The sequence below is a fragment of the Brevibacterium sp. AGC70 genome (assembly GCF_057334195.1).
This window is the reverse complement of the sequence record NZ_JBHFIH010000018.1, coordinates 8,998-22,847: the sequence shown is the minus strand read 5'-3', so window position 1 is coordinate 22,847 and position 13,850 is coordinate 8,998. Positions and strand designations below refer to the sequence as shown.

11 protein-coding genes are annotated in these 13,850 nt (G+C 63.9%); 5 read left to right on the top strand and 6 right to left on the bottom strand.

The window, feature by feature from the left end:
• Positions 1 to 202 precede the first annotated feature (202 nt).
• Positions 203 to 811 carry a hypothetical protein gene (locus ACE03M_RS15425; protein WP_485934910.1) on the top strand — a complete coding sequence of 203 codons (609 nt, stop codon included), beginning with the start codon at positions 203 to 205 and terminating at the stop codon, positions 809 to 811.
• On the opposite strand, the gene ACE03M_RS15420 is transcribed toward ACE03M_RS15425, so the two are convergent.
• Positions 804 to 1,631 (bottom strand): aminoglycoside adenylyltransferase domain-containing protein, encoded by an 828-nt coding sequence (locus ACE03M_RS15420; RefSeq protein WP_485934908.1) that lies wholly within the window; start codon positions 1,629 to 1,631, stop codon positions 804 to 806. The genes ACE03M_RS15425 and ACE03M_RS15420 overlap by 8 nt on opposite strands.
• A gap of 417 nt (positions 1,632 to 2,048) precedes the next feature.
• Between ACE03M_RS15420 and ACE03M_RS15415 the strand changes: the two genes are divergently transcribed.
• The gene (locus ACE03M_RS15415; protein ID WP_485934906.1) at positions 2,049 to 2,639 is read left to right on the top strand and encodes a hypothetical protein; all 591 of its coding nucleotides are present in this window, start codon (positions 2,049 to 2,051) and stop codon (positions 2,637 to 2,639) included.
• A 127-nt stretch (positions 2,640 to 2,766) separates the two neighbouring features.
• On the opposite strand, the gene ACE03M_RS15410 is transcribed toward ACE03M_RS15415, so the two are convergent.
• The 3 genes from ACE03M_RS15410 to ACE03M_RS15400 all read right to left on the bottom strand — a co-directional run bounded on the left by ACE03M_RS15410 (position 2,767) and on the right by ACE03M_RS15400 (position 7,238).
• Positions 2,767 to 4,059 carry a M20 family metallo-hydrolase gene (locus ACE03M_RS15410; RefSeq protein WP_485934905.1) on the bottom strand — a complete coding sequence of 431 codons (1,293 nt, stop codon included), beginning with the start codon at positions 4,057 to 4,059 and terminating at the stop codon, positions 2,767 to 2,769.
• Between the two features lie 101 nt (positions 4,060 to 4,160).
• Complete coding sequence (locus ACE03M_RS15405) at positions 4,161 to 5,816, bottom strand: thiamine pyrophosphate-dependent enzyme (protein WP_485934904.1); 1,656 nt, start codon at positions 5,814 to 5,816, stop codon at positions 4,161 to 4,163.
• A gap of 90 nt (positions 5,817 to 5,906) precedes the next feature.
• A complete protein-coding gene (locus ACE03M_RS15400) occupies positions 5,907 to 7,238 on the bottom strand; it encodes an MFS transporter (RefSeq protein WP_143922672.1) in 1,332 nt (443 codons plus the stop codon).
• Positions 7,239 to 7,422: 184 nt separating this feature from the next.
• Between ACE03M_RS15400 and ACE03M_RS15395 the strand changes: the two genes are divergently transcribed.
• Positions 7,423 to 8,592, top strand: a complete 1,170-nt coding sequence (locus ACE03M_RS15395) for a PucR family transcriptional regulator (protein ID WP_143922671.1) — start codon at positions 7,423 to 7,425, stop codon at positions 8,590 to 8,592.
• Between the two features lie 140 nt (positions 8,593 to 8,732).
• The gene (locus tag ACE03M_RS15390; protein ID WP_485934903.1) at positions 8,733 to 9,782 is read left to right on the top strand and encodes an LLM class flavin-dependent oxidoreductase; all 1,050 of its coding nucleotides are present in this window, start codon (positions 8,733 to 8,735) and stop codon (positions 9,780 to 9,782) included.
• A gap of 46 nt (positions 9,783 to 9,828) precedes the next feature.
• Here ACE03M_RS15390 and ACE03M_RS15385 read toward each other — a convergent pair whose 3' ends face one another.
• Positions 9,829 to 10,197, bottom strand: coding sequence for a MerR family transcriptional regulator (locus ACE03M_RS15385; protein WP_143922669.1), 369 nt, complete (start codon positions 10,195 to 10,197; stop codon positions 9,829 to 9,831).
• A 291-nt stretch (positions 10,198 to 10,488) separates the two neighbouring features.
• On the opposite strand from ACE03M_RS15385, the gene ACE03M_RS15380 reads away from it, so the two are divergent.
• Positions 10,489 to 12,012, top strand: a complete 1,524-nt coding sequence (locus ACE03M_RS15380) for a SulP family inorganic anion transporter (RefSeq protein WP_485934902.1) — start codon at positions 10,489 to 10,491, stop codon at positions 12,010 to 12,012.
• A 401-nt stretch (positions 12,013 to 12,413) separates the two neighbouring features.
• Here ACE03M_RS15380 and ACE03M_RS15375 read toward each other — a convergent pair whose 3' ends face one another.
• Positions 12,414 to 13,739, bottom strand: coding sequence for a copper amine oxidase (locus tag ACE03M_RS15375; protein WP_485935346.1), 1,326 nt, complete (start codon positions 13,737 to 13,739; stop codon positions 12,414 to 12,416).
• Positions 13,740 to 13,850 lie beyond the last annotated feature (111 nt).

Sequence of the window (13,850 nt, the reverse complement as noted above, 5' to 3'; positions counted from 1 at the left end):
CATCAGTCCCTTCCGATTCGTTGCGGCGAGACTAAGTCACCTATGAGCGTCTCGGCATTGAACCGCCTTCCTGCGTCCGACAGTGTGGTGTGAGGCGATTACCGGAGCATCCCTGTGCCGAAAGCAGGAAGCAGATGTGTGCCGAATCCGATCAGGACGCCGTCCGGGCAGCTCGCCCGATCCAACAGGAAAGTGAGAACAGATGAAAAGCGTGCGCAAATTTGCGGTGACTGCACTGTCCGCTGCCGTCATCGCAGGGGGTCTCTCCCTGGGTGCGGCGACCTCGGCCGCGGCGGGTCCGATCACAGGAGCCGTCGACCAGCCGGGCGAGAACGTCTCGGGCGCCGGTCAGGGCCAGGGCGACGGCACAGCCGTGGGCATCGACGATCCGGATGAGCTCAGCTCCGAGCAGATCGAGACTGCTCGCACCATCATCGGCGTCGGTAAGGGGGCGGACCTGTCCGAGAAGGCCCAGAAGATCGCCGTGATGACCGCACTGCAGGAGTCGAGCCTGCAGAATCTCGACGGCGGGGATCGTGACTCCGTCGGAGCATTCCAGCAGCGCCCCTCGATGAACTGGGGATCGGCTGAGCAGGTGGAGGATCCCGTCTTCGCCTCGAAGTCGTTCTATGGAGTCAACCCCGATAGTCCCAATCCGGGCCTGACTCAGATCGGCAACTGGGAGAACATCGACCCGGGTCAGGCCGCGCAGGGCGTGCAGTCCTCGGCATTCCCCGACGAATACGCGAAGTGGGAACCCCTTGCCGCGCAGCTCGTCGATGACAACCAGGACGTCGACGATATCAAATGAGGTCGTTCGCTGGGGAGTCGGCGATGATCGACCTCATCGCCGATGCAGTCAGTGCACGCCACTGATCACGAGGTGGGGTTGTCGGAAGCGGATCGCCTCGCAGCCGGGCGAGGGCAACCTGCACGATCGCCGAGTGGTCAGGGAAAGCCTCGAGCGCGTGCCGCCCGGCATCCTCCTTGCTGATGATCTCCCCGGTCAGGAGGGTGTGGTGCATTCGCGCCGGCCCCAGCAGGCACCACTCCACAGCTCCAGCTGACAAGGTGCGTCGACCTCGGCGTGCGCTTTCAGCCAGCGGTGCCCAATACTCGCGGATGTTGCGCGCCACCCAGTTGCGGAGTTCACCCGGCTCGGAGTCGAGATTCCAATCCGAGACGGGGCCGCCGCGGACGGAGATGCCGCCGTCGACGAGTTCCTTCCAGATCACCGGATTGACGTCGAAAGCGCCCTGAGAGACGAAGACCTCGCCGACGTGGGACGCGACCGGGTGGATCTCAGTCACCGCACGGGTGATCTCGGACTGCCAGACGAATACCGTGTTGCAGCATGCGCTGAACCCCATACCGCGTGCAGCACGGACGGTCAGGCGGGGCACCTGAGCGAGATGCAGAAGCCTCAAGCGTGCCATGAGGCTGCGGTGGACTCTCCACTCATCGCTGAGGACAGCGATGACATCGATATCGCTGCGGCCCGGTCGGTAGGCATCAAGGGCGATGGACCCACCGACTGCGCATGCGGTGACCGCACCCGGCAGCAGTCGGTCGGCGATCCGCAGATACGACTCGACTGCCCGGGCAGCTTCCTCAGGCAGTGTCGAGTCCATGGGGCAAGAGTACTGTTTCGGCCTCGGCCGTGGTGCAGAGTCGACCGCAGTGCGGTGTCGACCGTGATGCAGCTACGCGCAGCGCAGCGTCGGCCGCAGCGCGTCAACCGCAGTGCGGTGTCGACCGCAGTGCGTCGGTCGCAGTGCGTCGGCCGTGGTGCGGCGTCAACCGTGGTGCGGCGTCGGCCGCAGTGCAGAGTCGACCGCAGTGCGGCTTCGACACGCCGCGGGATCAGCACAATTCAACAGCCGTTAGCTCCGTGTTCGTTGCAGGCGACATTGTCCCTTCGAGAGGCTGGAGTCTGGGCGAGTTTTCAGGGGGCCGTGTGTCTCTCGGATGTGGATACTTCGCGCGGACCTGCCGCTCAACACAATGCCCATTGCTCTATTGAGCAGATTTCAGGAGAATCAGAACCGATGAAACTTGCACGAGCATTAGCGGTGACCGCTCTTTCCGCAGGCCTCCTCGCCAGTGGCGCGTCTGCGGCGACCGCAGTGCCTGCGGAGACCCTTCCTCCTACGAGCAAGGCTTCTCCTCCTACGAGCAAGGCACCTGATGGCGGTGAAGGTGCCAGGCCCCAGGACACCAGCCAGCTCTCGCAGGAGAAGATCGACAATGCTCGCACCATCATCGCCGTCGGCAAGGGCGCTGATCTCTCGGCGCAGGCTCAGAAGATCGCAGTCATGACCGCGTTGCAGGAATCGAGTCTGCGGAATCTCGACAGCGGTGACAAAGACTCTGCCGGACTGTTCCAGCAGCGACCCTCATACGGTTGGGGTACCCACGGGCAGATCACCGATGCGGTGTACGCCTCGAAGTCCTTCTACGGAGTCAATCCAGAGTGCCCGAACCCGGGGCTGCTCCAGATCGCGGGGTGGGAGACGATGGATCCCGGCGCCGCGGCCCAGGCGGTCCAGGGCTCAGGACATCCCGGCGCCTATGACAAGTGGGAGACGCTGGCCGAAGAGCTCGTCGACGAGAACCAGGACGTCGAGCCCATCAATTGACGCACCTATGTGTCCCGGGTGCTTCGGACCCTGACTCCCGCTAGCCAAAAGTGCTCACGTAGAGCATTTGTGCTCTACCAGTGCACTTTTGGCTAGCGGAAGCGGAAGCGAAAGGGGCGAGTTCGGCTCAGCTCAGCGCGCCAGCGGCCAGTCGTCGCACCACTTCGGTGAGGTGGTGAAGGCCGGACACGAGGTCCTCGTCCTTCGTGAATTCCTGAAGATTGTGGGAGACGCCGCCGACGCTGGGCACGAAGAGCATGACCGTGGGCACGGTGTCCTTCATGTTCGTCGAGTCGTGTCCGGCCACGGTCATCACCCGCGCCGAGGTGAGTCCCAGGTCCTCGGCTGCCGATCGTGCCAGCTCGACCCCATCTTCGGAGTACGGGTTCTGATCCCAGCTGTGCTCTGCGACGATCTCGATCTCGACACCGACCTCCTCGCGGACCCGGGCGACCGTGGACATGAGGGATTCGTGGGCGGCGGCGATCACCTCGGCGCTGGGGGAGCGCAGGTCGAGCAGCAGGCCGACCTCACTGGCGACGACGACCGGGGAGTTGGGGTAGACGTTGAGCTCACCGCACGCCGTGTGCAGGTCCCCGGGCTCGAATTCGTCGACGAGTTCACGCGCGGCGACGACGAGCCGGGCGGCACCCAGCAGTGCATCGCGACGATCACCCATCAGCGTCGAACCGCTGTGGGCCTGCTCTCCGGTGACGCGGAACTCGAACTTATGAGCAGCCCACGTGGCGTTGACGAGGCCGATCGTCACCCCGTCCTCCTCCATGCTGCGGCCCTGTTGGACATGGATTTCGGCATAGGCCGCGATCTCCGGCGCGGTGAAGTCTCCGCGCTCGCCGATCGCATCGAGCGCCTCGGCGACGGTGACACCATGAGGATCGGTGGTGGCCAGTGCCGCCTCGAGCTCGGCCTTGCCGGTGAAGACATTGCTGCCCATCATCGACGGTTTGAAGCGCGAGCCCTCTTCGTTGAACCAGTTGATGACGGCGAGGTTGTACTTCGCCTTCGACGGCTCGGCGCGCAGCTCATCGGCGACGGCGAAGCAGGCGTGGGCCGAGGACATGACGCCATACGCCCCGTCGAAGCGGCCGGCGGTCGGCTGCGAATCCATGTGCGATCCGGTCAGCACATACGGGGCGCCGGGAACGAGCTCGAGCAGACCGAACTGATTGCCGATCGCATCCCGGTGGACGCTGAACCCATGCTTGTCCAGCAGCTCGGCGAACCATCTGCGCTGCTCACCGTCGGCCGCGCTCGCCGCCTGCCGATCCACGCCGTTCGTTCCCTCGACGGCGCCGAAGCGCGAATGCACCGACCAGTCGGCGAGGAACTCATCGTCCCTATCTGTCTGCGTAGTCGCTGGTGAAGAAGCTGGAGTCTGCGAGCGGGGAGTCTGCGTCATTGTTCGTCCTTGGCGGGGTTGTGGGGACTGTCGTGGATGGTCGGGGAATCGTCAGGTCGGGATCTCGTCAGGCCGGGATCTCGTCGACGGCCGGGATCTCGTCAGGCCGCGATCTCGTCGACGGCCGGGGGCATGAGCTCGGGGTCGATGAGGACGTGGACGAGCGCCGGACCGTCCGCAGCAAGGGCTCGGTCGAGCGCGGCCTCGAAGTCCTCGGTCCTCTCCACCCGTTCGCCGTGCCCGCCGAACGAGGACATCCATACTGCGAAATCGGGGTTGACCATGCGGGTGCCTGAGGGACGTCCGGGATAGTGGTTGTCCTGGTGTTGGACGATTGTGCCGTACACGCCGTTGTCGACGACGATGATCAGCGGCTTCGCCCCGTGAGCGAAGGCCGTGGCCAGCTCCTGCCCATTCATGAGGAAGTCACCGTCACCGCAGATCGCGACCGCGCGACGCTCTGGGAAGACGAGCGAGGCCGCGACCGCACCGGGAACGGCAAGGCCCATGGCTCCGTTGCGGGCGCCGACGAGGCTCGCCGGCTCAAGATGCCGGATGAACCTGTGGCCCCAGATCGTGGCATTGCCGGCTCCGTATGTCAGAACCGCAGAGCCGCCGAGGCGGTCGTCGAGGATCCCGAACGCGACCCCGAGATCGACCCCAGTTCGAGGACGAGCACCAGCCACCTCGGCGTCGGGCCTGTGCTCGGCGACCTGGGACTGCACGTCTGAACGCGACTGCATCCACGCGTCGTTGCGTTCTCCGCGCAGGTCTGAGGCATCGATCGAGGTCAGAGCCGTGACGAAACTGCGTGGGGAGGCCAGGATCTGCTGGTCGATGCGCCCGGCATGCTGGGTCGCCTCCGGGTCGAGCCCCACTACAACGGTCTCCGCGTCGAAACCGCGGGTGTAGCCGTCGCTGGCGACATCGGATCGGGTGGCGCCGACGAAGACGAGGAGGTCGGCATCACCGTATCCGGCTGCGACCGCCTCGGTGCGGCCATATCCCAACCAACCGGCCCACGCGGGTCCGGTGTGGGGGACGGCGTCGTAGGCGCGCCAATCGCAGAAGACCGGGATTCCCGCCGAGGCGGCCAGGTCGAGCAGTGCGCGGCCGTGGCCTTCGTGCCACCCGTCCCCACCGAGGACGAAGGCCGGCTTCTGCGCGGCGGCCAAGCGCACGCTCAGCGATTCGAGGTCGATGGCCGAGGGGTGAGGTTCGGCGATCGGAGCAGGCGTCGTTGCTGGTGAGTCGGTCAGGCGGACGAGGACGTCCTCGGGCAGACCCACGACGACGGGACCGGGGCGACCGGAGGCGGCGATGCGCAGAGCATCGGCCGTGAGGTCACCGGCACGGTGCTCGTCGTCGACGATGATGACCTTCTTCGCGGTGGAGGAGAACCACTCGGGCAGGCTGAACTCCTGGAACGATTCCCGGGCGCGGTCCGCGATGGGCACGAGTCCGACGAAGAGGACGAGCGCGGTGGCGTCCTGGTAGGCGGTGTGCACGGAGATCATCGCGTTCGCGGCGCCCGGACCACGGGTGACCATGGCGATTCCGGGTCGCCCCGTCAGCCGTGATTCGGACAGAGCCATGAACCCTGCGCCGCCCTCCTGCCGGCACACGACGGTCTCGATGGGAGAGTCGTAGAGTCCGTCGAGGACGTCGAGGTAGCTTTCGCCGGGGACCGCGTAGATCCGCTCGATTCCGGCGTTCTCCAGGGTGTTGACGATGAGGTGACCGGCCGAGCGGGACATGCGTGTGGGCCCTTTCGTGATGGTGAGTGCAGATGGGTGCTGGTGGTGGGAACGCTGGTGGCGGGAGTGCTGGCGCTGCGCCGTCTGTCCTCAGTGCTTGAAGCCGGGCAGGTCGACGCTCAGGCGCGGTGCGATGGCTCCGGCGAAGGCCGTGAACAGGGACAGGAAGGCCAGCATCGCGGCTGCCGGCCACCAATGATCGGCCGCCGCGGCGACGAACCCGGTGGCGAGCAGCGGAATGAATCCGGAGATCATGCCGGCGACGTTCTGTGCCAGGGCGACACCGGTGTAGCGGGTGCTGGCCGGGAACAGGCCGGTCATGACTGTGCCCGAGGCGGCGTAGGGCAGTGACAGCGTGCCGACGGCCAGGGTCATGGCGAGGACGACGAGAACCGGGTTCCCGGATGCGAACATGAGGAAGGCAGGAACCGAGACCACGGCCGAGGCGATGCCGCCCCACAGGATGACCTTGCTGGCCCCGAACTTCGTTCCGAGCGATCCGCCCCAGATGAGGGCGAAGATCTCGACAGCGGCGGCGACCATGCTGCCCAACAGCAGAAGCGAATCGTCGTAGCCGAGGACGTTGACGCCGTACCAGACACAGAATGCGGTGACGAGGTAGAAGCCGCCGACGCCGAGGAGGGCCGCGGCCATGCCGACGATGATCTGCTTCCAGCTGTCGCGGAAGGTGGTGCGCACGGGGCTCTTCTCGAGCTCGCCGGAATCCTCGAGCTGGCGGAAGACCGGGGATTCTTCGAGGCGGCTGCGGATGTAGACGGCGACGAGGAGGAGTGGGATGGCGGCGAGGAACGGAATGCGCCAGCCCCAGGCGCTGAAGCTGTCCGCCGACAGGATCAGGGTCATGACGAAGAAGCCGCCGGAGGAGAGGATCGTGCCGATTGGCGAGCCGATCTGCGGGATTGCGGCGTAGCGTGCGCGCAGGTGAAGCGGGGCGTTCTCGACGACGAGCGTCATAGCGCCAGACCACTCGCCGCCGACGAAGAGTCCCTGCAGGATGCGCAGGAGCACGAGCAGGACAGGTGCCGCGAAGCCGATCGCGGCGTAGGTCGGGAGCGCACCGATGAGGCCGGTGACGATGCCGATGCCCACGATCGTGACCATGAGGACCTGACGGCGGCCGAGCTTGTCGCCGATGCGGCCGAAGATGAGTCCGCCGATGGGACGGGCGGCGAGTCCGACGCCGAAGGTTGCGAAGGATGCCAGCGCAGCGGCAGTGGCGTTCTCGCTGGTGAAGTACTGCACGTTGAAGACCAGTGCCGCAGCCGCGCTGAAGAGGAAGAAGTCGTACCATTCGAGCGCGGTGCCGAGGAGGGCGCCGAGCGCGACCTTGTTGGCGTCTTTGACGCTGAGTTCATGAGTTGCGGAGTATTCCGCCGCAGCTGTGGGATCGGTGTGGCTCATGTTTCTCTCCATCGAGTGCGGGACTGGGTGGCAGGGTTGGGTTGCAGGGCATGGTCGGCTAGGGCATTCAACCTGTAACTTAGAACACTACAGAGTGAGATCGCACGATTTCGAGTATCTTTTGCCCCGAGATCTCGGTTGCCTATTGTGCATCTGCACAGCCTTACGCACATAGTCTAGGACGATGCCGCCAACACACGAGAGACAGCTCAAGGATCAGCCGCTGCCCGGTGACCGTCAGCGCTGGATCGAACTCCTCGACGCCCTCGATCTCGAGCAGCTCACCGAACGGTTCATGTCCCGAGTCGTCAGGGTGCCCGGCTACGATCCCGCACCGATTCCGGTCTCGGAGCTGAGACGGACCGGGCTCGTCTCATTCCAGTCTCTCGTCGAGGGCCTGCGCGCCGGCGGTTTCGACGGCCCGGTTGCGGTGTCCACGGAGGTCGGGGTCTCTCGCGCTCGTGCCGGGATTCCGCTGGAGGCGCTGATGACGGCGATCAGACACGACTTCAACGTCCTATGGGAGGCCCTGACCAGGGTCGCGACGCAGGATGATGCGGAGCTCGTCATCCGGCACACCGGGATCGTGCTCTCCACCGTCGACGAATACGTCTCCCAGGTTCAGCATGCCTACACGGCAGAGCGGGAGCGGATGCGCGAGGAGGAATCCTCCGTCCGGCAGGGGCTCATCGCGGGACTCTTCGATGATCTCAACCCGACGGACGAGCGTCTGGCCACAATCGCCTCGGCGCTGGGCCTCGACCCGGACGGCCCGCTGCTGGTCGTGGCCGCGCGCGGTGAGGACACCTCGGCGCTGCGGGTTCTCGTGTCCGATCATGAGCGCGCGGGCGGGACCATGTTCACGCACCACCTCGGCGATGTCCTCATTGCCTTCACCGGGTCATCCGAGCTCTCCGGGTCGCGATTGGAGACGGTCGGACGTCGGCTCGCCGCGGCGCGGGTGGGCCTGGTCAATACCCGTGGAATCGGGTCCCTGCGCAGGTCAGCGTTGACAGCTCGGGATCTTGCGCAGGTGCTCACCGCCGCCGAGGTGGGGGCGATGACCTGGGAGCGCGGGTGGGCCAGATTGGCCGCTCAGGCGCTGAACGCGGCGGGGAATTCCATCGTCACCGACGTCGAACGGGCGCTCGCCGTCTGCGGAGAGGGCGAACGAGAGCGCCTCGTCGAGGCCGTGCACACCTACCTGCGCTCGGGGAGCATCGGGGCGAGTGCCGCCGAGCTGTTCTGCCATCGCAATACGGTGGCCAACCGCCTGCGCCGATTCGCCGACCTGACCGGGGTGGACCCGACGATCCCCGCCGAGGCGGCCCGCCTCGTTGTCGGGTGGGCGTGAACCGCAGCGCCGTCACGGAGATGAGGACGCGAGCTCGCCACTGCATCGGTATGACGGCCGACGTTCAGGCGATGCTGGTATGAATTGATAGTTCAACTACCTGAGGTAGGCGCCTCAGTGAGACGTTATGGGGAGACATCGTGAGCACACAGACGACACGGCCACTCGATCACCTGGGCTTCATCCATCTGGTTCCCTTTGATCGCAGGGACCCGGCGCGGGGGCTGCAGGAGGGCATCGAGCTCTTCAGGTTTGCAGAGGAACTCGGCCTGGACAGCGGTTGGGTGCGTACCCGGCACATGCAGTACGGTCTGCCGTCTCCGGCGGTGTACTTTGCCGCGCTGGCCCAGCATACGCAGCGCATCGGCTTGGGGAGCGCGGTGATTCCTGTCGGACATGAGAACCCCTACCGCCTGGCCGAAGACCTCGCTGTCGCCGATGTGCTCTCCGGAGGGCGAGTGCTTCCCGGGCTGAGTGTACATCCTCCTGCATTCACCGAGGAGGTCAACGATCTGGTCTTCGATGAGGGCTGGAGTGGCAGCGATTTCAGCTACAGACGCATCGAACGGCTGAGGGACTTCCTCGCCGGAGCTCCAGTGCGAGAGAAGCCCGAGTACCAGGGGTTCGGGGGAGACATCGATTCCGAACGAGTCGAACCGAACTCACCAGGGCTCTCGGACCGGCTCTGGTACGGCGGTGGTTCTCTGAAATCAGCCACCTGGGCCGGAGGTGCCGGGCTCAACTGGCTGATGAGCAACATCTCCTCCGCCGAGGACGGCATCGAGGACTTCTCGCTCAACCAGGCCAACCAGATCCAGACTTTCCGCAAGGCCAGGACCGGTGACGCCGGAGCTGACGGTTCGAGCGGCGAAGGCCGAGTCAGCATCGCTCGGGTCATCGTCCCCACCGATGGTGCCAGCCCCCACCAGGTGAGGAGGTATCGCGACTATGCGGAGGCCAGGACTCCGCGGACGAAGAAGGTCCATGGGAAGAACACGATCATCGCCACCGATGTGCTGGGGTCGAACGAGGAGATCGTCGATCGGCTGCTCAGCGATCCGGCGTTCGCGCAGTCCGATGATTACCTCTTCGAGCTGCCCTTCGAGTTCGAACTCGAGGATTGGAGGCACATCCTCCACCAGCTCGCGACCGAGATCGGACCGAAGCTCGGGTGGGCACCGAAGATGTGAGTGAGTCGGGGTCGGCCGCGTTGGGGCAGTCGCGAGCCGTCGTTCCTCAGCCGAGGCGATGACGGAGGATGCCGAGGAACTCGTCGGCGCGCTCGACCTGGCGAGCGAGTTTCTCACGTCTGGCATCGGCATCGTCGAGCAGTGCCAGCAGTTTTCGCCGAGCCTCGACTCGTTCCTCCTCGGGTGAGTCGCCCTCCAGGATGTCCAGGTGGGCCAGCAGCTCACCCATCTCGGCGGTGGAATAGCTGAGGGCCTTCATCCGCCGGATCGTCATCAGGCGCCGAAAGTCCTCATCGGTGTAGACCCGGAAACCGCCCTCGGTTCTGCCCGTGGCTGGAATGAGTCCGATGTCTTCGTAGTGTCGCAGGGTCCGTGAGGACAACCCCGACTTCTCCGTCATCTCGCCGATGTGCATGCCATGCACCCTTTCGTCGCCTCCGGTCTCGCTCTAGACTTGTGCCGGACTCGCTGTGGTCTCGCTCCGGACTCGTGCCGGACTCGCTGTGGTCTCGCTCCGGACTCGTGCCGGACTCGCTGTGGTCTCGCTCCGGACTCGCTCCGGTCTTGTGCCGGCCGCAGGAACTGGTTTGCACCAACTTTAACGCAACGTTAATGTTGTTTCCGAACCCTGACGTGCCGTGAAGGTTCGTGACGACTCCCGGCACACCCTCGTTTCCCGTTTTCTTCCTGCCTCTAGGAGCCCCTTGTGTCCACCACCCTGCCTTCAGACAGTGCGCGGCTCAATCCGACACCGGAGGAGCGCCAAAGTGTGCTCCGGACGCTGAAGCGGCCCGGTTGGCTCAAGACCGAGATTCTGGGCGGGCTCGTCGTCGGTCTGGCGCTCATTCCCGAAGCGATCGCCTTCTCCGTCATCGCCGGCGTGGACCCGCGAGTCGGACTCTTCGCATCATTCACGATGGCCGTGACTGTGGCGATCCTCGGCGGACGCCCGGCAATGATCTCTGCGGCGACCGGTGCAGTGGCGCTCGTCATCGCACCCTTGGTGGCCTCGCACGGCACCGACTACTTCATCGCCACCGTCATCCTGGCAGGTCTGATCCAGGTGATTCTGGCACTGGTCGGGGTCGCTCGCCTCATGCGATTCATCCCCCGACAAGTCATGGTCGGATTCGTCAATGCCCTGGCCATTCTCATCTTCATTGCCCAGCTGCCCGAACTCTTCGACGTCCCGTGGCTGGTCTACCCACTGTGTCTGCTCGGCCTCATCATCGTCTTCGTCCTCCCGAAATTCACGTCCATCGTGCCGGCGCCCCTGGTCGCCATCGTCGTCCTGACCCTTCTCGTCGTGCTCTTCGCCTGGGATGTTCCCAATGTGGGTGACAAGGGACAGCTGCCTGAGTCGCTGCCGACCCTCCTTGTTCCACAGGTGCCGCTGACACTTGAGACGCTGAAGATCATCGCCCCCTACGCGGTGGCGATGGCCCTGGTCGGTCTGCTCGAATCACTGATGACGGCCAAACTCGTCGACGATGTCACCGATACCCGTTCGAACAAAACTCGAGAGTCCTGGGCGCAGGGCGTGGCCAACATCGTCACCGGGTTCTTCGGCGGCATGGGCGGCTGCGCGATGATCGGGCAGACCATGATCAACGTCCGTGCCTCGGGGGCTCGGACACGGATCTCGACGTTCTGCGCCGGTGTCTTCCTGCTCATCCTCGTCGTAGTCCTCGGCGACATCGTTGCGCTGATCCCCATGGCCGCATTGGTAGCGGTCATGATCTTCGTGTGCTGGGCGACCTTCGACTGGCACTCCATCCGCCCCAGCACTCTCAAGCGGATGCCGAAGTCAGAGACCACCGTCATGTTGGTCACCGTTGTTGCGACTGTATGGACGAACAATCTGGCGATCGGAGTGATTCTCGGCGTGCTCGTGGCCATGGTCGCCTTCGCCAATCGAGTGGCGCACTTCGTCAGCGTCAACCGTGAGATCGTGGAATCTGACGGACGTCCGAGTGTCCGCTACACCGTCAACGGTGAACTGTTCTTTGCATCCTCCAACGACCTGTACACGATGTTCGACTACGCCGAAGACCCTGAGCGCGTCATCATCGACATGCACCAGTCTCATCTCTGGGATGCTTCGACGATCGCTGCATTGGACTCTGTGACCGACAAGTACGAGCACTATGGAAAGCATGTAGAGATTGTGGGACTCAACGATGCCAGTGCCAGAATGCGGGCCCGCCTCGGCGGCCAGGGTCTTTCGTAGCTCTGGTCGTGCGGTCCGGTCAGCGCGATCGCATGACCGTCGACCGCGTGGACGAATCGTCTCTCGGGATCGCCTGGAACCCGGCCGCCGATCTCAGGGGCACCTCGGGCAACATCAGGGTCGACGACCATGCCACATTACTAGTGTAGACCGGCTGTAGTTAATAGATATGAGGACTCCCGAGCGCACGGGAAGCTGCGTGCGCTCAGGAGTTATCGCATTTCCGCTCTGAGGTACTTTCATGCGATTGCCAAGTAGCTAATATGCTAGGTCAGCAAAATCAGCCTACCTTGTAACTGAAATTCCCTGCAATGCTAATCTCGTTCTTCAAGACGATTTTTCCAGACAATTCATCAGGCTCCAAGCGGCATATCTTCCATTTGCTACTAAACAGTAGCTAATCAATTCGTCGGTTCCTGATTCCATTCGGAGTCGGGGACACCGTTCACTTCTTCATGCCCTTCGGGAATGTCGAATCGTTGAGCGGTGAGATCACGGGGGAGCAGTTTGAACCCCTGCCAGTGCATCTCCATGGGCGACTGCTCTTCATCGCGGGGGACATGATGGAATCCGACAGCGACCCACGACACGACGTCGTCGAGCTTCTGACCCTTGCCGTCATCGACGAACTCAGGGACTCCACGGCCGCAATCGCCTCGATTGTTCGTCGCATACTGTTCGCATTCGTTGAAGTTCGTGAAGCCGACGTCGTACCCGGGTTCTTCCTCGTGGGAGTGGGCATGTTCGACGTCATCGACGAACTCGAATGAGTCCGATTTTCCGGTATCGATCTCATAGGAGATGGGATGACCGTCGTCGTTGAGCACATCAGGGTTGAGGACTCGCCACCAACGGCGGTCCTTCCATCGTGCGAGAGCCGGGTGCTCGATATCCTTGAGCTTTCCGGTCATGATCGGTGATTCCGGTCCGGATTCGCCCGTCGGTGTGGCGTCGAACTGCTGTGCCTTCATTCCGCCTTCGCCTCCGAGTCCCCAACGGACCTTCCAGACGGCGTTATGCGAATGACTTGCCGCATGTTCATCGTCTCCGACGTCCCAACCGTGGTCCTTGTCCGTGTAGTCGGCAGGCGAGAGGTCGCCGGTTGCCCCGAGCTGCACGTCGATGGATCCATCCGAGCCGAATGTGTACTGAGAGACGTACTCGTACCAGCCCACTCGCGAAACCGTCGACAGTCGCAGGGCGTTCTTGCGGTCGGAGGCTGGTGCTACGAGATCACTCGAATGATAGGCGAGTCCGTCGTCGATGACCTCGGTGCACAGGACATTGCGTGTCTCGCTCTCTCCGTACTTGCCGTCGCCGATCTTCGGGATCTCCATCGAGTTCAGGTCTCCCGCGCAAGCATCGGCCTTCAGCGTCTTCATCTTGCGGCCGCCGAAGCCGGCCGCAGTGATATCCGATGTATTGCGTTTTCCGGTGTCGTACGGGACTTCCAGCTGAGCGATGGAGGCAGAATCGATGATTCTGATCGGGTCTTTGCCAGGGGGCGCGATGAAGACTTCGGAGAGACTGAGGCCGAAATCGGGATGAACACCCCAGCACATCGTCCAGGTCGCTCCGCTGGATAGGGTCTGTGAGACCTTCTTCTCGGGCTCCTTGCAGCTGCTGGAGGCGACTGCGGAGGAATCCGCGGTCTTCGCGTCTTCGGGTGAGGTGTCACCTCGAGTGCACGCCGAGACGAAGAGGATGAGACATAGTCCTCCTGCCACGATCTGCAACAGACGTCTGTACGTGGAGGCATGTCTACTCAAGGGTGCTCAGCTCGTCTTTCCCGGCGGTATCTCGTGGACAAATGGGAGTGGTGGGGGGGACATGAAATG

What these genes read in the sequence shown, in the direction of transcription:
- ACE03M_RS15425 (WP_485934910.1), top strand. Translation starts at nt 203, where the DNA reads ATGAAAAGCGTGCGCAAATTTGCGGTGACTGCACTGTCCGCTGCCGTC.
- ACE03M_RS15420 (WP_485934908.1), bottom strand. Translation starts at nt 1,631, where the DNA reads ATGGACTCGACACTGCCTGAGGAAGCTGCCCGGGCAGTCGAGTCGTAT.
- ACE03M_RS15415 (WP_485934906.1), top strand. Translation starts at nt 2,049, where the DNA reads ATGAAACTTGCACGAGCATTAGCGGTGACCGCTCTTTCCGCAGGCCTC.
- ACE03M_RS15410 (WP_485934905.1), bottom strand. Translation starts at nt 4,059, where the DNA reads ATGACGCAGACTCCCCGCTCGCAGACTCCAGCTTCTTCACCAGCGACT.
- ACE03M_RS15405 (WP_485934904.1), bottom strand. Translation starts at nt 5,816, where the DNA reads ATGTCCCGCTCGGCCGGTCACCTCATCGTCAACACCCTGGAGAACGCC.
- ACE03M_RS15400 (WP_143922672.1), bottom strand. Translation starts at nt 7,238, where the DNA reads ATGAGCCACACCGATCCCACAGCTGCGGCGGAATACTCCGCAACTCAT.
- ACE03M_RS15395 (WP_143922671.1), top strand. Translation starts at nt 7,423, where the DNA reads ATGCCGCCAACACACGAGAGACAGCTCAAGGATCAGCCGCTGCCCGGT.
- ACE03M_RS15385 (WP_143922669.1), bottom strand. Translation starts at nt 10,197, where the DNA reads ATGCACATCGGCGAGATGACGGAGAAGTCGGGGTTGTCCTCACGGACC.